Here is a 19,873-nt window from a genome sequence, read left to right on the forward strand (position 1 = left end):
ATGTTGGAGTGGGCCACCGACGCACGCCCGGCTCCGCCGTCGGCGCGCCCTTCGAAACCTCGAGCAGCCACCCCGTCCCGGTCCAACCGACGACGGAAGCGAGACTCGACTCAGGCTCCGGCGTGCAGACGCCGATCGGGCCCCCGGCCCGCCGCAGCCCGCCATTCCTGTCGTCGAGGGTCGCTGAGCGACCCCGGGCGACAGGAATGCCCCCAACTCGGGCGGTATGACCGACATGTCCGACACCCGGGCGGGCCCAGCGCCAGGAGTGCGCACCCAGCAACGACAAGGGACACCGATCCGAGCGTCAGCTCGGACCGGGAGCGTCAGGCTGGCGCAGGCTGCCCGGCGGCCGGCTCGTCGACCGGGGGGTCGTCGACCGTGGCGTCCGGGGCGAGCTCGGGGAGGCGCCAGCGGTCGGGCAGGAAGGCGGCGACGAGGAGGCCGAGGCCGATGCAGCAGGCGAGGTCGAAGGGGGCGCGGAGGCGGGGCGGCGCGACGAGCAGGAGGGACAGCACGACGAAGCTGGCCACGAGGACGGAGAGCGCGATCACCCGACGGTCGCGCCACGACCGGGCCAGGCCCACGAGGCCGAGGATGGTGACCGCGAAGAAGATCGGGCGCACGTGGTCGCGCAGGGCCATGTCGCGCCCGTCGTTGACCTCGGGATAGGTGTTGAGCTCAGCGGAGATCTCGAAGTAGCCACGGAAGTTCCGGCGCACGGTGCGCCAGACGTAGTCCGGGTGGGCCTTCACGCCGTGCAGGGCGTCCTTGGTGAGCCGGTCGTTCCAGACCACCTCGTCGAACTGGGCCAGGCGGTGGTCGGGGTCGTCGTAGGCGTGGGAGAAGACGGGGTCGATGAAGGTGCCGGCGTCCTGGGCGGGTTGGGCGTAGATGGCCGCCATGGTGAAGCCGTCGGACGTGGTGGGCCGGAACGTGCCGACCTGGACCTGGTTGCGCACCAGCCACGGCACGAACACCACGAGGGTGGCGGCCACCGCACCCAGCGCCGCGCGGGTGCCGACCTTGCGCCACGCCCAGAAGGCCACCACCAGCACCACCAGGTAGCCGTTGGGTCGGGTCAGCAGGAACAGCCCGGTGAGCAGCCCCGCCGGCACCCAGCGCTCGGCGTCGGCCAGCAGCACCAGGCCGAGCAGCAGGGCGAGGGCCAGCGGCTCGGTGAGCGTGACCGTGTCGTTGGCGAGCAGCGGCGGGTACAGGGCGACGGCGGCGGCGGCGGCGTAGCCCGCGGTCCGGCCGCCGATGCGGGCGGCGAGCACGCCGGCCAGCACCACCACCAGGCTCCCCAGCAGCACGCTGAGCAGGCGGGCGGGCCACAGCGCGTTGCCGAAGACCAGGTTGGTCGGGGCCAGGAGCGCGGGGTACAGGGGCGGGCGGAACGCCGTGGCGTGCAGCTCCATCTGCGGGAACACCAGGGAGAAGCCCTTGCCGTCGGCGAGGCCCCGGCCGAGCTGCACGTACTGGTCGGCATCGGCGTTCGGCACCCACGTGGGGATCACGACCACCCAGTAGGCCACGCGCACGGCGGCGGCTGCTGCGAAGACCGGAGCCCAGCGCCTGGTCTTGCGGAGCCAGCTCTGATCCATGGCGGCCGATGCTACCGGCGCACCCCCCGCCGGCCCGGGAGGGGGTTGAGCGAAGTGACCGGTTTCGGACGCATCCGTGATGTGGGGCCTACTGGGCCTTCCACGCCCGGCGGACAGCGGTGAGCTTCCCGTCGGCGGCGACGCTGAGGGTGGCGATGTTGAGCCGCCGGGGGTGGTGCTGGTGCTCGGCCGCGCCCTGGTCGGTGCGGTTCTCGCCGGGCCAGAAGAAGGCGTAGGCCAGGCGCAGCTTGCCGGCGGTGTCGACGAACGGCGTCGCTCCACCGGGGCCGTACTCGGTCGACGTCGAGCCCAGCAGCGGGCCGTTGACCGTCTGGCGCACGCAGGCGGCGCGGGGGCCCGATGGGCAGATGGCGTAGCCCGTGGCGTAGCGGCTGTGGCCGGAGGCGTCGTCGACCCCGGAGTAGTTGCCCGAGTAGAAGAGGTAGTAGCGGCCGTTGTACCGGATCATCGAGCCGTTCTCGATGGTGAAGCCCTCCCAGCCGCCCTCGCGGGTCTCGAGCAGCTTCACCGGTGCCTTGCCGGCCACCAGCTTGCCGTTGCTGCCGATGGGGGCGGCGTAGATGGCCGACGGGTGGGGGTTGGTGACCCCGGCCAGCGCCCGCTTCCCGGCCGCCTTCCAGAGCAGGTAGTTGGCGCCGCCGTTGGTGTCGACGAACGGGAACGGGTCGATGGACCCGGCGGGGTCGGCCGAGGTGCTCTGGCACTGGACCGGGCCGGTGCCGCTGACGTCGCGGAACGGGCCGCTCGGCGAGGTGGCGGTCGCCATGGTGATGCAGAAGCGCCCGAAGCCGTTGGGGTCGTCGGACGACGTCGACGTGCGCACCGCGGAGTAGGAGAACCAGGTGGAGCCCAGCTGGGCCACGCCCGGCGCCCACACCGTGCGCTTGATCCACGGGCCCTGCGACTGGAGCAGGCCCCAGGACGACACCCGGGCTTGCGCATCGTTGTTGTCGTAGCGGCCCCAGTCGGTGTCGGTGTAGGTGCCGGCGCCCATGTTGGCCAGGCCCCGGATCTCGGCGGGGATGCCGTCGTCGTTGCGCACGGCGTAGCCGGCCCGACCGGGCGGCCCGGAGGTCGACCAGCGGGCGTGGACCTTCCAGGTCACCAGGTCGGTGGAGGTGAGCATGGGCAGGGTGCGACCGGCGGTGGGCGACGTGCGCGTAGTAGGTGCTGCCGACCTTGATGACGTGCGGATCGCCGAAGTCGCCCCACCAGGTGCTCCCGGGGGCGAACCACCCCCGGTCCTTGCCGGCGACGCCGACGCTCGAGTCCCGGTACGGCAGACCGGGGGCGACCGCCGCCGGCTTGCAGGCCACCGTGGCCAGGGACGCGACGGTGACGAGGGCGGGGAGGAGCAGGCGGCGGATGCGCATGGCAGGAGGGGTCCCGAGGTCGTGGGCGGGGGGAGCCGGTCACCGGACCCATCGGCCGACCGGGCCTCCAGCTTGAGCCATGGGCCGCTCCGGCGCCAACGGTTCGACCGATGGGGTGACGGTGGGCGCGGACGGCCCGGACGCGACGAAGGCGCCCCGGAGGGCGCCTTCGTGGAGCTCGGAGCCGCGGCGCGGCAGCCCTCAGCGGTACCCGTTGGGGGCGCTGCTGAAGATCTGGAACGTGGTCAGGGCGGCGATGTAGACGAAGATCGCCAGGACCAAGCCGGCGTAGAACACCCGGCTGAGCAGCTTGTCGTCGAACTTCAGGTGCATGAACTGGGCGGCCACGACCACGAACTTGATGGCCATCATCACCAGCAGGCCGGCGACCTCGATGAACGCCTTGAGGCCGGTGGCCCCGTCCCAGGTGGGCAGGTAGGACCACGCCACCTCGATGCCGGTGATCACGGCGAGGCCGATGGCGATGCGGTAGTAGTGCCCGTCGGTGGGGCTGTGGTGGGCGTCGGCGCCGTGGCCTTGGCCGACCGGCGGGGCGAGCGGAGCGCTGGTGTCGGTCATCCGTCGATCCTTACTTGATGAGGTAGACGACGGTGAACACGATGATCCACACGACGTCGACGAAGTGCCAGTACAGGCCCACGATCTCGACCGCTTCGGCCTTCTCCTGGGTGATGCGCCCCCGCAGCGACAGCACCAACGTCGAGATCAGCATGATGATGCCGATGGTGACGTGGGCGCCGTGGAAGCCGGTGAGGGTGAAGAACGCCGAGCTGGCCGGGCTGGTGGTGAAGCCCATGCCCTCGTTGAGGAACTCCTTGAACTCGTACACCTGGCCGGAGATGAAGACCGAGCCGAGCAGGGCGGTGACCGCCAGCCAGGAGCGCAGCGACCGGTGGTCGCCCCGCTGGATGGCCGAGACGGCGAGCACCATGGTCAGCGAGCTGATCAGCAGCACGAACGACGAGATCGAGGTGAACCCGATGTCGAAGAGGTCGTGCAGCTTGGGTCCGCTGGCGGTGCGCTCCTTGTAGAGCAGGAAGGTGGAGATCAGCCCGCCGAAGAGCAGGCACTCCGAGCCCAGGAACACCCACATGGCCAGCTTCTCGTTGGAGATGCCGGTGCTGGTGACGTGGCTGGTGCCGTGCGTCTCGTTGGGCGCGCCGACCGGGTCACCGGGCGCCGCGATCTCGTGGGGATCGGCCAGGTCAGTCAACGAGCGCTGCTCCCTCGGTGGCCACGGCGTCGCCGCTGGCATCGGACGGTTCGGGTTCGTGGTCGTCGTGGTCGCCACCGGGCTCGGTGGACGGCTCCATGATCCAGCCGTACATGGCGCCGACGATGAGGATCACGCCGACGATGCAGAACAGCAGGTTGTAGATGAGGCCGTAGGCCACCCAGGGCAGGCCGAAGGCCAGGACCAGGGGCCAGTACGACGGCGACGGGAGGTGCACGTCGGTGGCGTCGCCCTTCTGGGAGACGTCCTCGGTGGCGGCGATCCGGACCAGGCGGCCCTTCTCGTCCTCGCCGTACTTGCGGTGCCAGAAGTCGTCCAGCGACGAGATGGTGGGGATCACGTCGAAGTTGTGCGCCGGGGTGGGGCTCGGGAGCATCCACTCGAGGCTCCGGCCGTCCCACGGGTCTCCGGACATCACCAGCGCCGAGGCCTTGGCCTTGCGGCGGCTGTTGAAGATGTTCCAGAAGAACACCAGGAACGAGGCGGCGATCAGGAAGGCGCCGACGGTGGACACCAGGTTCCACAGGTTGAAGCCGTAGCCGTCCCGGTAGGTGTAGGTCCGCCGCGGCATGCCCTGCAGGCCGAGGATGTGCATGGGGCCGAAGGTCAGGTTGAAGCCGATGAGCAGGAACCAGAAGTTGACCTTGCCCACGAAGTCGTTGAGGGCGTAGCCGAACACCTTGGGCCACCAGAAGTACCAGCCGCCGATGAAGCCGAAGAGGGCGCCACCGAAGAGGACGTAGTGGAAGTGGGCGACGATGTAGTACGTGTCGGTCTGCTGGGTGTCCGACGGCGACACGGCGTGGGTCACGCCGGACAGGCCGCCGATGGTGAACATCGTGACCAGGCCGATGGAGTACAGCATCGGGGCGCTGAACTTGAGCTTGCCGCCCCACATGGTGGCGAGCCAGTTCAGGATCTTCACGCCCGTGGGCACGGCGATGAACATGGTGGACATCGAGAAGGCCGCCACCGAGATGGGGCCGATGCCCGAGGCGAACATGTGGTGGGCCCACACGCCCCAGCCCATGAAGCCGATGGCGATGCCGGAGAACACCATGAACGGGTAGCCGAAGATGGGCTTGCGGGCGAACACCGGGATGATCTCCGAGATCACCCCGAACGCCGGCAGGATCATGATGTAGACCTCCGGATGCCCGAAGATCCAGAAGAGGTGCTCCCACAACAGGGGGGTCTGCACCCTCGGACACGTCGAAGAACTTGGCGCCGAACAACCGGTCGAACATCAGCAAGAACTGCGCTGAGGTGAGCACCGGGATGGCGAAGAGCAGCAGGAACTGCGTCACCAGGCTCATCCAGGTGAAGACCGGCATCTTCATGAGCGTCATGCCGGGGGCTCGCATGTTGAGCACCGTGGTGATCAGGTTGATGGCGCCCACCAGCGACGAGATGCCGGTGATGAGCAGGCCCATGTTCCAGAAGTCGATGCCGTGGGTGGGCGAGAAGATGACGCCGTTGTTCGGGGCGTAGTTGAACCAGCCGCCGTCGGCGCCGCCGCCGAGCAGCCAGCTCGAGTTGAGGACGATGCCACCGAAGAGGAACACCCAGAACGACAGCGCGTTGAGCCGCGGGAAGGCGACGTCACGAGCACCGATCTGCAGCGGCAGCAGGTAGTTCATGAAGGCGGCGCCGATGGGCATCACCACGAGGAAGATCATCGTGGTGCCGTGCATCGTGTACACCTGGTTGTACAGGTCGGCGCTCAGCAGCTTGCCGTTGGGCTGGGCCAGCTGGAGGCGGATCAGCAGCGCCTCGGTGCCGCCGATCAGGAAGAAGAACAGCGCCGCAGCGCCGTACATGATGCCGATCTTCTTGTGGTCGACCGTGGTGACCCAGCTGCGCCAGCCCTTGGCCTCGCCCGGGCGGGCGAACACGCCCATGGGGCGCGTGCTGAGCTGACCGCCGCTGCCGAGAGCGAGGGGTCCGTCGGTGGAGGACATGGCGTGCTCCTACTTCAGGGTGGTGAGGAAGGCGACCAGATCGTTGATCTGGTCTTCGGACAGGTTGAAGTTCGGCATGCCCCGGCTCTCCGGGCTGGGAACGTCGCCGGGCTTCATGGCCTTCATCGACGGCGCGTTGCGCAGCCAGGCCTGGAGGTCGGTCCGGTTCAGGCACTTCTTGATGCCGGCGTCGGTCTGGGCCCAGTCCTCGCCGAGGTCCCGGCACGCCTTGGTGTCCTTGCGGAGGTTGAACTTGGCCCCGGCGAAGGTGGAGCGGCTCATGAAGTGGGTGAGGTTCGGCGCCTCGCCGGACACCTGGTTGACGACCGGCGGGTACTTGAAGGCACCGGTGGTCTTGCCGGGATCGCCGGCGGGCGGGGCGTCGCTCAGGCCGGTGATGCGGTGGCACGAGGTGCACTGCGAGTTGAAGGTGGTCCAGCCGGCGAGGGCGCTGTCGGAGGCCGACGACGCCCGCGGGTTGAACTCCTTCTGCTGGTGCTCGGTCCAGGCCTGGTAGTCGTTCTCGTCGAGCGCCACGACCTTGATGCGCATCTCGGCGTGGGACAGGCCGCAGAACTCGGTGCACTGCCCGATGTACTCACCGGGCGAGTTGGCCTCGATGGTGAGCGGGTGCGTGCGGCCGGGGACGGCGTCCTTCTTGCCGTTGAGCGCCGGGGCCCACCAGGAGTGGATGACGTCGCGGGACTTGATGTGCAGGGAGATCTCGCGGCCGGCGGGGATCACGAGGTCGTTGGCCGTGATGATCTCGTCGAACTTGCCGTCGTTGTTGGTGTCGTAGCGGTACTCCCACCACCACTGCTGGCCGATGACCTCGACCTGCACGGCGGTCTTCGGGTCCGGCTTCTGGGCCAGGTCGAAGATGGTGGCGACGGTGAAGCCGCCGACCACGGCGAGGATGACCGCCGGGATGGCGGTCCAGCCGATCTCGAGCTTGAAGTTGCCGTGCACCTGCGACGGGAACTCGTCGAAGTCGTCGTCGTCCTTGGCCCGGAACTTGAGCGCCACAAAGAGGGCGCCGCCGAGGATGAGCACGAACACCACGCCGGCGATGCCGAAGATGGGGTTGATCAGGTTGTTGATCTTCTCCGCCTCGGGCCCCTTGGGCTTGAGCGTGGTCTGCGGCGCGTCCTTGGCGCACGAGGCGGCGAAGACCATCACGCCCAGCACCATCGGCGCCAGCTTCAGCAGGCGGGTACGGGCTCGGCCCTTCATGGTTCCTCCTGGGTGGCTCATCGGTTCCCCACCTGGATCACGGTCTGCGAGGGGGAGGGCAGCGGGGCCAGCCCGGCTTCGCCCGACTTCTCTTCGTGCTCCTCGGCGTGCTTGCGCTCCCCGTGGATGGCGGCGGCCACGCCGCCGGCCAGCAGGGCGACACCGCCCACCAGCAGCAGCCCGGCGATCACCGACTGCGACAGCTTCGGTTTGTTCACGATCAGCAAGCCGACCAGGAAGACCAGGACCGGCACCAGGCCGAAGACGGCGTAGGAGCCGTACTTGGGCAGGGCCAGCAGCACCCGGGAGATGGCCAGCACGAGGCCGCCGACGCCGATGACGGCGAGGGCCGGGATCTCCACCGGGTACATGAACCGGTTGCGGATGGTGCGGTTGACCTCGGCGTCGCCGGTGGCCCGGTCGGACCAGGCCCGGACCGCCCACTCGACGGTCGTGATGATCAGGCCGATGAGCCCGATGGTGAACATCAGCGGGCCGATGGCCAGGCCGAGGACGAGGGCGCCCAGGGAGAAGGCGGCGACGACGGGCCAGTAGTTCACCGTGGCGGGCGGCTCGACGGCCGGGACGGCGTCGAGGCCGGCGACCTGGGCGACGGCCTCGGCGTCGCTGTCGCGCAGCGCCGCGAGGAAGATGCCCAGGAAGAGCGAGGAGGCGGAGAGGCCGACCAGGATGGTGAAGCCGACGTGCTCGCCGACGTAGCCCTTGTAGCCCAGCGTGAGCGGGCCGATCAGCGAGTCCATCCCGAGGGTGTGGTTGCCGGTGGTGCCCGCCCAGAGGAAGGCGACGGCGTAGCCGAAGCCGGCCAGGGCGAGCAGGAACTTGGAACCGGTCTTGAACATCGCTGGGTCCCTACTTCGTGACGTAGATCGCGAGCCAGATCACGGCGTGAGCAGCGATCGTGACGTACCAGAACAGGGCAGCGGCGGTGAGGCCCTCACGGTCGCGACCGTGGTACTCACCGCCGAGGGTGCGGAAGGTCATGACCGCGGCGTAGACCAGCCCGAGGATGATCATCGCCAGGTGGGCGCCGGTGACGGCGAAGATCAGGACGCCGGGGGTGGAGCTCACCGCCAGGTCCATCTGCGAGTAGAGGAACGACGTGGCGTTGATCACGGCGATGCCGAAGAAGATGGTGAGCGCCAGGGCGAGGTACGCCATCTGGCGGTCGTTCTTGCCGACGGCGTCGACCGCCCACCACATGGACACGCCCGAGAGCAGCATGGTGGCGAACGCCATGTTGCCCGGGGTGAGCGGGATGGACGACCCGGCGGGGAGCCAGGTGCCACCGGTGGCGAGGGCGTTGGTGCGGGCCGAGATGTAGACGCCCACCAGGCCGACGATGGCCATGAAGGCGCCAGCGGCGACGAGGGCGGTGCCCACCAGCAGGACCCGGGGCCGGGCGGGCTGGGGCGCGGGCGGCAGGGCGAGGGCGGCGTCGGCCATCAGTTCTCCTCAGACAGGTCGACGAGCGGCTCGGCCGACGTGACGACGGCGAGGTCGCCCTCGAAGTTGGCGAGCGGCGGGGGCGACGGGGCGAGCCACTCGAGCGTCTGGCCCTCCCACGGATCGGCGGGCACGTCGGTGCCGGCCTTGAGCAGCGGGAGGAGCGAGGCGGCGGCGGCGAGGATGCCGAGCAGCACCAGCACGGTGCCGACGACCACGACGACGTTCAGGCCCTCGATGCCACCGGTCCAGTCGGGGGCGAGCTCGGGGCCGTCGCCGAAGATCCCGGACACGACGTCGGGGATGACGATGGCGGCCGAGCCGAGGAGCAGCACCAGCGGGGCCAGGCGGCCGAGGGCCTCGTTGGCGGGCTGGAGGCCGATCTTGGTGGCCCACCAGTGGACGCCACCGAGGGAGGCGATCACCGCGGCGAGCACGGCGGCGTGGCCCACGCCGATGTCGGCGATGGAGCCGGCCGGGGACCAGGCGGGGATGGAGGCGACGGCGCCGGAGAGGGTGCCGAGCAGCAGGACGAGCAGCGCCGAGGTGGCGTAGAGCGCCCCGGCGGTGAGGCGGAAGCTGCCCCGGCGGAACAGGTCGCCGGCCAGGCCGAGGATGGCGAGGACGGGCAGGACGGCCACCAGCGCCAGGGCGATGACCAGCCACTCCTTGTAGATCTCGCCGGTGGCGCCGGCGAGGAAGGCGCCGAAGCCGAGGATGCCGAAGGCGCCGATGGCGCCCTGGGCGGCGAAGCGGGGGGCGATGCGGGTGCGGGCCGTGGTGGCCAGCACGTCACCGGCGAAGCCGAGGACCGGGACGGCGACGGTGTAGATCTGCGGGTTGCGGAGCACCCAGGCCAGCTGGCCGTAGAGGCCGGCGTTGGAGCCGAACGACGAGCCGCCGTGGCGGTGGTCGACGTACATGACCACGAGCAGGCCCACCAGGACCGGCAGGGTCAGGATCCAGAGGATGGCGGCGACCGCGACCGACCAGGCGAACAGCGGGGTGCGGTCGAGCGTGAGCCCGGTGGTGCGCAGGGCCAGGACCGTGGTGGCCAGCGAGACCGCAGCGACCAGGAGGGCGACGGTGATGAGGCCGAGGGCGGCGATCCAGAGGTTGACCCCGGAGGCGCGGCCGCCGCCGGGGCCGCCGTTCATCAGGTAGGAGGCGACGAGCAGGGCCGAGCCCATGAGCCAGCCCCAGTAGGAGGCGGCTGCGGCCCGGGGGAAGGCGATGGCCCGGGCCCCGACCTGCAGCGGCACGACCACCATGGCCACGCCGATCACCAGCGGGAGGGCCAGCAGGAACACGCCGCCCACCCGGAAGAGGGTGAAGAACTGGAAGACGGTGTCCCGGGAGAACACGTCGAGCGTGGCCGGTTGCGTGCCCTCGACGGCGAACAGGCCGCCCAGCACGATCATCGGCAGGCCGAAGGCCAGCGACGTGATGATGAACAGCCTCCCGATGACCTTGTGGTCGCCGGAGCCGAGGACCGCGGCGAGGCCACGGGGCTCGGCCCGGGGTGCCGCAAGGGCCGGCTCGGAGGCCGCCGCAACGGTCTCGGGAGGGGTCTCAGTTACAGCCATGGGCGTGCTGACCTCACCGTCATCTGGCCCGGCTGGGGACACGATGACGCCTCGTGGGGAAACGGTTCCGTACGGATCGGGACACTACACAGTCGCCCCCTCGGCCAAGAAAAGCCGGGGTAAAGCGCCTGATCTGGATCCGAGATGGCCGACGATGCGGTCATCTCGGACGGCGGGGAGGCGAGCGACCGGCTCATGCGTGGCGCACGAGCTGGTCGAGGGCCATGGCGCCGAAGAGCAGCGTCACGTAGGTGATCGAGTAGGTGAACACCTTCATGGCGAGCTTGGTGCTGGGGTCCCGGTAGAGCTTCACCGTCATGGCGGTGAACACCCCGCCGAGGACGATGGCCGCCCCCAGGTAGAGGTTCCCCATGTCCGCCACGGGCGAGAAGACCAGGGTCAGGGCCCAGAGGATGACCGTGTAGACGACGATCCGCGACGCCGTCTTCTTGAGGCTGACCACGCTCGGGAGCATGGGCACGTCGACCGACGCGTAGTCGTCCTTGTACTTGATGGCCAGCGCCCAGAAGTGCGGGGGCGTCCAGTAGAACATCACCGCGAAGAGCACGATCGGGGCCCAGCCCAGGCTGTTGGTGACCGCGGACCACCCGATCAGCACCGGCGCGGCGCCGGCGGCGCCGCCGATCACGATGTTGTGGGTGGAGGTGCGCTTCAGCCAGAGCGTGTAGATGAAGACGTAGAAGAGGCAGGCGGCCACGCCGAGCACGGCGCTCAGGAGGTTGACCAGGCCCCAGAGGTAGGCGAAGGCCAGCACCTCGATGGCGATGGCGAAGGTGAGCGCGGCCCGGGGCGTCATGACCCCGGTGACCAGCGGCCGGCCCTTGGTGCGCTCCATCACCTTGTCGATGTCGCGGTCGACGTACATGTTGATGGCGTTGGCACCGCCGGCGGCGAGGGTGCCGCCGATCACGGTGTTGAGCATCAGCCAGCCCGACGGGAGGCCCCGCTGGGCCACCACCATGGTGGGGACGGTGGTGATCAGCAGCAGTTCGATGATGCGCGGCTTGGTCAGCGCGACGTACCCGGCGACGCGCACACGCAGCGGTGACGGGGCCTGCTGGAGCACGGGTCCGACCCTAGGTGTCCGCTCCGCCGGGAAACGAGTCGACGGGAGTTGCCGTCGGGCCGCCACCTGTGCGTCGCGACCGGTCCGCCGTGCGCCCTCTGCCGCCCGTCCCGCTTTGGTCGCCAGGCGGGGACCGGCCGTAGCCTGGCCCGGTGATCGCCCGCCTGCGCCAGCCGGTGTCGCCGGAGCTGTACCGCCGGATCACGGTGGTCGCCTTGGTGCTGCTGATCTTCATCGTGGTCACGGGCGCCGGGGTGCGGCTGACCGGCTCGGGCCTCGGCTGCACCGACTGGCCGAACTGCACCGACCAGCGGTTCGTGGCCGAGCGGGGCGACGTCCACGCCATGGTCGAGTTCGTCAACCGCATGATCACCGGGCTGGTCTCCGCCGCCGTCGCGTTCGCGGTCCTCGGGTCGTTGCGCCGGGCCCCGCGCCGAGCCGACCTGGTGCGGCTGTCCTGGGGGCTGGTGGCCGGCGTCCTGGCCCAGATCGCGCTGGGCGCGGTGGTGGTCAAGACCGACCTCAACCCGTGGCTGGTCCAGGGCCACTTCGTGGTGTCGATGCTGCTCGTCCTCGACGCGGTGGTCCTGGCGCACCGGGCCCGGCTGCCCGACGACGTCGCCACCCGCCCGGCCGTGACCCCGATGCTGCTGCGGTGGGGGCAGGCGCTGGTGGGCTTCGCGGTCGTGGTCATCCTCACCGGCACCCTGGTCACCGGCTCCGGCCCGCACAGCGGCCACAACGAGGCCGAGGACGGCGCCACCGCAGCGGAGAAGCTTCGAGGCCGCCCGGGCGGTGAAGCGGCTGCCCATCGCCGTGCACGACGCGGCCCGCATCCACGGGATCGCCATGATGGCCTTCCTCGCCGCCGCCATCTGGGTGCTCGTGCAGCTCCGCCGCCACCACGCCGGCACCGCCCTCGTCAGCGCCGGCACCGGCCTGCTCACCGTGCTCGTGCTCCAGGGCGCCATCGGCTACACGCAGTACTTCACCGGCGTCCCGCCCCTGCTCGTCGCCCTCCACGTGCTCGGCGCCTCGCTCGTGTGGGTCGCGGTGCTGAACCTGGCCCTGCAGATGCGGGCGCCGGTGGTCGACGGGCCCTCCGGTCCGCGAGACTCCGACGGTGAGCAGCGCGCCGGTCATCTCTCCGACGGAGACCTCGTCCCCGGACGCTGACCTCGACCTCGACACCGACCTGCCGTGGATCGTGCTGGTCTGGAACGACCCGATCAACACCATGGAGTACGTCGCCCTCGTGTTCCGGAAGCTGTTCGGCTACTCCAAGGCCAAGGCCGAGCGCCTCATGCTCGACGTGCACGAGAAGGGCCGGGCCGTCGTCTCCTCCGGGCCGCGCGAGAAGGCCGAGATCGACGTCTTCCGCCTCCACGAGCACGGGCTCTGGGCCACCATGCAGCAGGACGACTAGCGGTGGCGCTCTTCGGCTCCCGCTCGAACCCCGTCGCGCGCCGCCGCTCCGACGGCTCGTTCGACCTGGTGCTCGCCCCGGAGCTCCGGGAGACCATCGGCGCGCTGCTCGGCGAGCTCGACGAGCTGGTGGCCGAGGGACCCGGCGACCCGAGCCTGCGCCGGCTGGCGCCGCCCGCCTACCTCGACGACGCCGACAAGGACGCCGAGTACCAGCTCCTCGCCGGCGACGAGCTGCGCAGCTCGAGGCAGCAGGCGATCGCGGCCGTGCAGGGCTCCCTCGCCAAGGACCGCCTCAGCGAGGACGACCTGTGGGCCTGGCTCCAGTCGCTCAACGCCCTCCGCCTCGTGGTGGGCACCCGGCTGGGCATCGACGACGACCACCACGAGCACGACCCCGACGCCGAGGGCCCCGACGCCGGCTTGTGGAGCATCTACGACTTCGCCACCTGGCTCCAGTACAGCGTGCTGAAGGCCCTGGGCGGCTGACCCGCTCGGCCGGGCCGGTCGGCCGGTCAGGCCGGTCAGGCCGGTCAGGCCGGTCAGGCCGGTCAGGCCGTTGGCTCAGCGGCAGCCGAGCTGCAGCTGCTGGAGCTTGGCGGCGCCCTCGGGGCTCTGCACGTAGGTGGAGCTGGTGAGCTGCTCGACGCTGAGGTTGGTGACGATGGCGTCGGCGTAGCAGGTGGCCTGCTCGGAGCTGGCCCCACCGGCGTCCATGACCTGGTCGTAGACCTGGGTGCGGGTGACCGGGACCACGAGCAGGTCCGGGGTGACCTTGCCGGCGCCCTTGGCGGCGTCGCCCGGGTCGCAGGAGCGGAACCGGACCTGGCCGTCGACGGTCTCCACCGACGCCTTGCCGGCCGGCGAGCCCTTCACCCAGTCGCCGAGCGCCGCGGCCAGCTCCTCGACGTCCTTGGGCGTGTCGCCGGCTGCGTGCACCTGCACGCACACCGTGCCCTTCTCCCGGTAGACGACGTAGCCGTCGCCGCCGAGGCCGTCGGTGGCCTTGAGGGCCACGGCGGGGCTGAGGCGCGAGGCCAGCATGAGGTACCAGGTGGTCGGGCCGAACAGGCCGTCCTCGATCTTGTCGGTGCCGGACGGGGCGGCGACGGTGAGCGGGTCGGACTCGGCGGCCGGGGTGCCGAAGATGAGCGGGTTGAACAGGACCTCTTCGTTGGGCACGTCCTCGAACGCCTTGTCGAGGTCGCCGCCGTCGAGCGCGAGGTGGGCCACCAGCTCGGGGCCGAAGATGTAGGGCGCCTGGAAGAGGGCGCTGAGCACCGGGGGCACCGACTTGTCGATGGTGTCGGAGGCGGCCTTGCCGGCGGCCTCGCTGTCCTTGGCGTAGGCCTCGCGCTCCTTGGCGGTGAGCACCTTCTGGACGTACTCGTCCTCGATCCGCTCGGCGTCGCCCTCGGCCAGCGCGCGCAGCACCGGGGCCTCGTCCTCAGGGAGGTCGGCCAGGCGCTCCAGGTCGAAGTGCTGGTCCTGCAGGACGTGGGTGAGCTCGTGGGCCAGGGTCACGCGCAGCGCCGGGGTCATCTCGGTGCCCCGGATGAACACCTTCTTCACCTCCGGGTCGTAGAAGGCGAGCGTGCCGGTGTCGCTGAGGGTGTCGTTCGCCTTGCCCAGGTCGACCTTGCCCTCGACCAGGCCCAGGGCTCGCAGCTGGGCCACGGCGTCGTCCTGCTGCGCCTGCTCCTCGGCGCTGGGCGCGGCGGCCTCGGCGCTCGCCCCGCCCGTGGAGCGGGCGCGGTAGTCGGCCTCGGAGAGGAACTGCACCTCGACCGGGTGGTCGAAGTCGAGCTTGCGGGCCTTCGCCACCCAGTCGGCGATGGGCTTCACCCGGGCGTCCCACTCGGACGGGTACTTCCGCCCGCCCTGGGTGACCACATAGGCGCCGCCGGCGACGACGGCGAGGACCACCAGGGCGGCGAGGGCCACGATCCAGCGGGGGGCGCGATCGATGCGGGGGATGGACGCGGTGTCGAGCCCGGGGAACGGTGCCCGGGGCGGGGGCGGCGGGGCGGGGATGGACTCGGCGTTGGCCCACGGGTTGGTGGCCGCCGCGGTCGTGCGGCTGACGCCGCCCGGGCCGGGCAGGGGCGGCAACGGCGTGTTGCCGGGCGGCGCGACCGGGGGGCCACCGCCCCACGGGCCGGGCTCGCGGGGCGGCTTGGGCCAGCTCGGGTCGGTCACCGGGCCACCCCGGCGGTGGCCGTCCGGCCGATCGGACGCCGGGTCGGGCTGGTGGAGCGGGGCACGCCCCCTCCGTCGGCACCGGGGTGCGTGCCCTTGAGGCTCGGGGCCCAGGGCCCGCCGTCGATCGTCGTGCGCTCCACGGGTGCGGACCCTACCGGCGCGCCCTGCGCGCCCCGAGCCGCCCACCCGTCCGGTTGACGCCGCCCGGCAGCCGGCGCGACCTGGGAGCCTGGGCCGGTGAACGTCCACGACCTGCCCACGCCGTCGCTGTTGGTCGACGCCGACGCCTTCGCCCACAACGTGGCCACCATGGCCGAGGCTCGACCGGGGGCGCAGCTGCGGCCGCACGTGAAGGCGTTCAAGTCCACGGCGCTGGCCCGCCGGCTCGACGCGGCCGGCCACCACGGCTTCTGTGCCGCCACCCCCAAGGAGGTGCTGGGCATGGCTGCCGCCGGCCTGGGCCACGACCTGCTGCTGGCCAACGAGGTGGTCGACCCGGGCCCGCTGCGAGCGATGGCCGCCGCCGATGCCCGGGTGACCGTGGCCGTCGACTCCGACGCCACCGTCGACGCGGCCGCCGCCGCCGGCATCCGCGAGGTCCTGGTCGACGTCGACGTCGGCTGCTTCCGGTGCGGCTGTCCGACCGCCGATGCCGGCCGCCTCGCCAGCCGCGCCCGACGTCTCGGCCTCGAGGTGCGCGGGGTCATGGGCTACGAGGGCCACCTGATGATGGAGCCCGGCGAGACCCGGGCCGACCGGGTGGAGGAGGCCATGGCGCTGCTGCTCGGCGCCCACGCCGACGTCGGCGGTGACGTGGTGTCCGGCGGCGGCACCGGCACCTTCCGGGAGAACACCTGGATCACCGAGCTGCAGGCCGGGTCGTACGCGCTGATGGACACCGCCTACGGCGGCCAGGGCCTCCCCTTCCAGCAGGCCCTCTTCCTGTGGCTGACCGTGGTGTCGGTGAGCCCCGGGGGCTGGGCGGTGGCCAACGGCGGGCTCAAGGCGCTGGGCATGGACCACGGCGACCCCACCGCCGAGGGGTACCGGGTCCTCTACTGCTCCGACGAGCACGTGACGCTGCTCCCGCTCGGCGACGGCGGCCTGCCGAAGGTGGGCGACCGGGTTCGCGTGGTCCCGGCCCACGTCGACCCCACCGTCGCCTACCACGAGGTGCTCCACGTGGTGCAGGGCGAGGACGTCGTCGACACCTGGCCGGTGGACCTCCGGGGCTGGTAGCTCCCCGCAGCAGACGGCTCGCAGCCCCGGCACCGCTGTCGTCCGTTCGGCTACCTTGCCGGGCGAGCACGGCGGCTCGCAGCGGATGGGCCCCGTCGATCGCGAGGGGACGACATGCGGACGAGGCGAGCAGCGGGCGTGCTGGTGGCCGGGGTGGCGGCGCTGGCGCTGGCCGCCTGCAACCCACCGGCCAGCAACGACACGGCGTGGAAGTCCGGTGGGGTCGCCACCACCGCCGCACCCGCGGCGCCCCAGAAGGCCGAGGCCCTCGCGGTGGCGCCCGGACCCGACGGCTCGACCTACGTGGCGGTGGCCACCTCGACGTACCCCACGCCGACGACGGAGCGCCGCGAGCTCACGCTGCGGAAGCTGGGCGCCTCGGGCTGGGACCTCGCCTTCGAGGCCGCCGGTCCCCTGCCCGGCAGCCTGGGGACCGACGAAGCCATCACGATCCTGCCCGCCCCCGACGGCACGATCTACGTGAAGCAGCACTCGACCAGCATCAACTGGTTCCCGCAGCTCCGGGTGTGGCACGTGCAGGCCGATGGCCACCTGGCGACCGGCTTCGGCGACGGCGGCCGCATCCAGAACACCGGGATCGACGTGAACACCACGTGGCCCGCCACCGTCGACGCCAGCAGCCGGTTGCTCGTGGCCATCCCGAACGGCAGCGTCGTGCGCTACCTGCCCGACGGCAGCCCGGACCCGGCGTTCGCCAACCCGGGCGGCACCGACGTGCTGGCCAGCACCCCCTCGACCCTGGTCCGGGCCACCAACGACGTCCTGGCGACGGTGTCCGATGGCGGCGTGGTCGGCCCGAGCTTCAGCGTGCCCGGCAGCGGCCCGGTGGTCGCCATGGCCCCGACACCGGCCGGCCAGGTCATCGTGCAGCGCGGCGCCACGCTCACCCGCCTCACCGCCGCCGGCGCCATCGACACCGGTTGGGGCACCGGGGGCTCGGTCACGCCGACCGCCGCCTTCCCTGCCGGTTCCCCGCAAGGTGCAGCGCCCGGGACCCGGGTCCAGGCCGACGGCGCCACGGTGCTGACGTGGGCCGCCACCGACGGCACCGGCGCCCTGGTCGCCAACCTCACCCGCCTGACCCCGGCGGGTGCACCGGACGCTGCGTTCGGCACCGCTGGCGTGGTCCGGCTCGACCGCACCGCCAACGCCACCCCGGCCGGCTTCGGCCTCCAGGCCACCGGCAGCCTCGGCCGCTCGGGCACCGGCCTGGTGGCCGGCACCACCGCTCCTGACGGCACCGGCCGGATCACCCGCTTCGACGCCACCGGCCAGGTCATCACGTCCTTCGGCACGAGCGGGTCGCTGGCCCTCGACGCGCCCACCGTCGGCGCCATCGCCCCCTCCAGCGCGATCACGCTCGCCGACGGCCACGCCGTGGTGGCCATGCTCGTCACGGGACCCAAGCTGGTCCTGGCCAAGTTCGCGCCGAACGGCAACCGGGCCACCAGCTTCGGGGTGCAGGGCGTGACCGCCCCGGTGGCCGTCGACCCGCAGACGCCGCCTCCGGTGCTCCGGGCCCTGCCCGACGGCAGGCTCCTCGTCGCCACCGGCACCTACTCGATCGCCCTGACCCGCTTCCTGGCCAACGGCCAGCTCGACACGTCGTGGGGCACCGGCGGCACCAAGACCGTCGACGCCGGGGGCGGCCCCGTCTTCGGCGTCCAGCGCTTCGCGGTGGCGCCCGACGGGTCCGTCGTGGTGGCGGGCCAGGTCGCGTCCGGCGGCCCGACGCTGTTGCGCATCTCCGCCGGCGGCGTGGTCGGCGAGCCGTCGCTCGTGCCCAGCGGCACGCCGCGGGCCAACCGGCTCGAGGCGCTGGCGCTCGACAGCAAGGGCCGACCGGTGGTGGTCACCACCTCTGGCAGCTACGGCGACGCCGACCTGGTGATGCGCATCAGCCGGCTCACCACCGCCCTCGCCCCGGACCCCACCTTCAACGGCGGCACCCCGCGCCAGATCGCCACCGGCCCCGTGTCGATCACCGACCTCGACATCGCCCCCGGCGACCGACCGGTGGTGCTGGTCCGCCCCTTCGGGAACCCGGCCACCTCCAGGGCCGTCCGCCTCACCGCCGCCGGCGCACCCGACGCCACGTTCGGCAGCGGCGGCACCGCCAGCCTGGCGGCCTCGCCCACCGCAGCGGCCGGCACCACGTTCAGCGCCGTCGCCCTGGCCGTCGATGCCCAGGGGGCGCGCCGTGGTCGTCGGGTCCCAACTCCGCAACGGCGCCGACGCCGCCGTGGTCCTGCGGCTCGGGGTCGACGGCAAGCCCGACAAGGGCTTCGACGGCGAGGGCTACCGCGGCTGGCCCGGCTCGGTCGCCACCAAGTGGACCGCGGTCGCCATCGGCCCCGACGGCAAGATCACCCTCTCCGGCCAGGCCGGTCCCCACGTCGCCGTCACCACCCGCCTCGCCGGCGGCTGACCGGCCGGACGCCCCCTCGGCGTGGGCAGATCTGGCGCATGGGGCTACCATGAGGGCATGGATGTAGCCACATCGCAGGTCGAGGTCGGGGTGCGCGAGCTCAAGAACAACCTCAGCCGCTACCTCGAGCGCGTCCGGGAGGGTGAGGACCTCGTCATCACCGATCGCGGGCGGCCGGTGGCTCGCCTGTCGCCGATCGACGCCCCGACGGACCGCCTCGCGGCGCTCATCGATGCCGGCCTGGTCCGTCCGCCGGTCAACCCCGTGCGCCACCGGGTGCGGCGGATCCGTGCCGCCGGACCGGTGAGCGATCTGGTGGCCGAGCAACGTCGGTGATCACCTACGTCGACACCTCGACCCTCCTGAAGGTGCTCGTCGACGAGCCGGGGTCGGACGTGGCCGAGCAGGTCTGGGAGGCGTCGCCCACGTTGGCCTCGGTGGCGCTCGTCGTCGTCGAGGCCCGGGCGGCGCTCGCCCGGGCCCACCGGACCGGACGGCTCACCACGGCGCAGCACCGGCAGGCCAAGACCGGCATGGCTGGGCTCCTGGGCGACCTCACCCTCGTCGAGGTCTCCCCCACGGTGCTCGACCAGGCCGAGGACCTCGCCGAGCGAGACGCCCTGCGCGGCTCCGACGCCGTCCACCTCGCCGCCGCGCTCCTCGTGGGAGCCGAGGTGCTGAGCAGCGCAGATCGCGAGCTGTGCGACGCCGCCGCCCGCCACGGCCTCCACGTCGCCAACCCCCTCGACGGGCTCGCCTGATCGCCACTTCGCCTTCGGGACGCTCGGAGGTCGGCTGCTACCGTGACCGGGTCCCGGCAACGGGGCAGGCCCCCATCGTCCAGTGGCCTAGGACGCCTGCCTTTCACGCAGGTAACACGGGTTCGAATCCCGTTGGGGGTGCTCCGGCCCAGGCAGTAGCTCGCCCGCAGGCACGCCAGGCCGATCCGCCAGCTTCTCGACCGATGCCAA

Annotated in this window: 19 protein-coding genes, 1 tRNA gene and 2 pseudogenes; 9 read left to right on the forward strand and 13 right to left on the reverse strand. The window is 71.7% G+C overall.

Features of this window, described 5'->3' with window-relative positions:
- Positions 1–326: 326 nt before the first annotated feature.
- From KSP35_RS13875 to KSP35_RS13920, 11 genes and pseudogenes are all read right to left on the reverse strand, one after another.
- On the reverse strand, positions 327–1,607 hold the full coding sequence (locus tag KSP35_RS13875) for a glycosyltransferase family 39 protein (protein WP_216996369.1): 1,281 nt from the start codon (positions 1,605–1,607) through the stop codon (positions 327–329).
- An 88-nt stretch (positions 1,608–1,695) separates the two neighbouring features.
- The gene (locus tag KSP35_RS13880) at positions 1,696–2,754 is read right to left on the reverse strand and encodes a family 43 glycosylhydrolase (RefSeq protein WP_216996371.1); all 1,059 of its coding nucleotides are present in this window, start codon (positions 2,752–2,754) and stop codon (positions 1,696–1,698) included.
- A 448-nt stretch (positions 2,755–3,202) separates the two neighbouring features.
- Positions 3,203–3,580, reverse strand: coding sequence for a cytochrome C oxidase subunit IV family protein (locus KSP35_RS13885; protein WP_216996373.1), 378 nt, complete (start codon positions 3,578–3,580; stop codon positions 3,203–3,205).
- Positions 3,581–3,590: 10 nt separating this feature from the next.
- A complete protein-coding gene (locus KSP35_RS13890) occupies positions 3,591–4,235 on the reverse strand; it encodes a cytochrome c oxidase subunit 3 (protein ID WP_254126764.1) in 645 nt (214 codons plus the stop codon).
- Positions 4,228–5,457, reverse strand: coding sequence for a cbb3-type cytochrome c oxidase subunit I (locus KSP35_RS24455; protein ID WP_254126765.1), 1,230 nt, complete (start codon positions 5,455–5,457; stop codon positions 4,228–4,230). Before KSP35_RS24455 ends, KSP35_RS13890 begins: the two co-directional genes overlap by 8 nt.
- Before the next feature lie 55 nt (positions 5,458–5,512).
- Positions 5,513–6,217: pseudogene (locus tag KSP35_RS24460) on the reverse strand (cbb3-type cytochrome c oxidase subunit I); the annotation flags it as partial.
- A gap of 9 nt (positions 6,218–6,226) precedes the next feature.
- Entirely contained in the window at positions 6,227–7,450 is a 1,224-nt protein-coding gene (gene coxB / locus KSP35_RS13900) for a cytochrome c oxidase subunit II (protein ID WP_216996377.1), read from the reverse strand.
- Between the two features lie 17 nt (positions 7,451–7,467).
- Positions 7,468–8,310, reverse strand: a complete 843-nt coding sequence (locus tag KSP35_RS13905) for a hypothetical protein (protein ID WP_216996379.1) — start codon at positions 8,308–8,310, stop codon at positions 7,468–7,470.
- Positions 8,311–8,320: 10 nt separating this feature from the next.
- Entirely contained in the window at positions 8,321–8,914 is a 594-nt protein-coding gene (locus KSP35_RS13910) for a cytochrome c oxidase subunit 3 (RefSeq protein ID WP_216996381.1), read from the reverse strand.
- On the reverse strand, positions 8,914–10,500 hold the full coding sequence (locus KSP35_RS13915; protein WP_216996383.1) for a cbb3-type cytochrome c oxidase subunit I: 1,587 nt from the start codon (positions 10,498–10,500) through the stop codon (positions 8,914–8,916). The genes KSP35_RS13910 and KSP35_RS13915 overlap by 1 nt, the downstream gene beginning before the upstream one ends.
- 193 nt (positions 10,501–10,693) lie before the next feature.
- Positions 10,694–11,587: a heme o synthase gene (locus KSP35_RS13920; RefSeq protein WP_216996385.1), complete on the reverse strand. Its 894-nt coding sequence runs from the start codon at positions 11,585–11,587 to the stop codon at positions 10,694–10,696.
- A 254-nt stretch (positions 11,588–11,841) separates the two neighbouring features.
- On the opposite strand from KSP35_RS13920, the pseudogene KSP35_RS25965 reads away from it, so the two are divergent.
- From KSP35_RS25965 to KSP35_RS13935, 4 genes and pseudogenes are all read left to right on the forward strand, one after another.
- A pseudogene (locus tag KSP35_RS25965) lies at positions 11,842–12,249 on the forward strand (heme A synthase); the annotation flags it as partial.
- 133 nt (positions 12,250–12,382) lie between these two features.
- A complete protein-coding gene (locus KSP35_RS24465) occupies positions 12,383–12,763 on the forward strand; it encodes a hypothetical protein (protein ID WP_254126766.1) in 381 nt (126 codons plus the stop codon).
- Positions 12,711–13,013 carry an ATP-dependent Clp protease adapter ClpS gene (gene clpS / locus KSP35_RS13930; protein WP_254126767.1) on the forward strand — a complete coding sequence of 101 codons (303 nt, stop codon included), beginning with the start codon at positions 12,711–12,713 and terminating at the stop codon, positions 13,011–13,013. The genes KSP35_RS24465 and clpS overlap by 53 nt, the downstream gene beginning before the upstream one ends.
- Before the next feature lie 2 nt (positions 13,014–13,015).
- Entirely contained in the window at positions 13,016–13,501 is a 486-nt protein-coding gene (locus KSP35_RS13935; RefSeq protein ID WP_216996388.1) for a DUF2017 family protein, read from the forward strand.
- A gap of 75 nt (positions 13,502–13,576) precedes the next feature.
- Here the strand turns inward: KSP35_RS13935 and KSP35_RS13940 are convergent, their stop codons facing one another.
- Together KSP35_RS13940 and KSP35_RS13945 are read right to left on the reverse strand one after the other, a co-directional pair.
- Complete coding sequence (locus KSP35_RS13940; protein WP_216996390.1) at positions 13,577–15,211, reverse strand: hypothetical protein; 1,635 nt, start codon at positions 15,209–15,211, stop codon at positions 13,577–13,579.
- Entirely contained in the window at positions 15,208–15,354 is a 147-nt protein-coding gene (locus KSP35_RS13945; RefSeq protein WP_216996392.1) for a hypothetical protein, read from the reverse strand. Before KSP35_RS13945 ends, KSP35_RS13940 begins: the two co-directional genes overlap by 4 nt.
- 97 nt (positions 15,355–15,451) lie before the next feature.
- On the opposite strand from KSP35_RS13945, the gene KSP35_RS13950 reads away from it, so the two are divergent.
- The 5 genes from KSP35_RS13950 to KSP35_RS13970 all read left to right on the forward strand — a co-directional run bounded on the left by KSP35_RS13950 (position 15,452) and on the right by KSP35_RS13970 (position 19,804).
- Positions 15,452–16,453, forward strand: coding sequence for an alanine racemase (locus KSP35_RS13950; protein WP_254126768.1), 1,002 nt, complete (start codon positions 15,452–15,454; stop codon positions 16,451–16,453).
- A gap of 114 nt (positions 16,454–16,567) precedes the next feature.
- Positions 16,568–18,955, forward strand: a complete 2,388-nt coding sequence (locus KSP35_RS13955) for a hypothetical protein (RefSeq protein ID WP_216996394.1) — start codon at positions 16,568–16,570, stop codon at positions 18,953–18,955.
- Between the two features lie 4 nt (positions 18,956–18,959).
- A complete protein-coding gene (locus tag KSP35_RS13960; RefSeq protein WP_216996396.1) occupies positions 18,960–19,238 on the forward strand; it encodes a type II toxin-antitoxin system Phd/YefM family antitoxin in 279 nt (92 codons plus the stop codon).
- A complete protein-coding gene (locus KSP35_RS13965; RefSeq protein ID WP_216996398.1) occupies positions 19,235–19,663 on the forward strand; it encodes a type II toxin-antitoxin system VapC family toxin in 429 nt (142 codons plus the stop codon). The genes KSP35_RS13960 and KSP35_RS13965 overlap by 4 nt, the downstream gene beginning before the upstream one ends.
- Positions 19,664–19,731: 68 nt before the next feature.
- A tRNA-Glu gene (locus tag KSP35_RS13970) sits at positions 19,732–19,804 on the forward strand.
- Positions 19,805–19,873 lie beyond the last annotated feature (69 nt).

Origin of the sequence: Aquihabitans sp. G128, assembly GCF_019048865.1 — a bacterium.
Taxonomy (GTDB): Bacteria; Actinomycetota; Acidimicrobiia; order Acidimicrobiales; family Iamiaceae; genus Aquihabitans.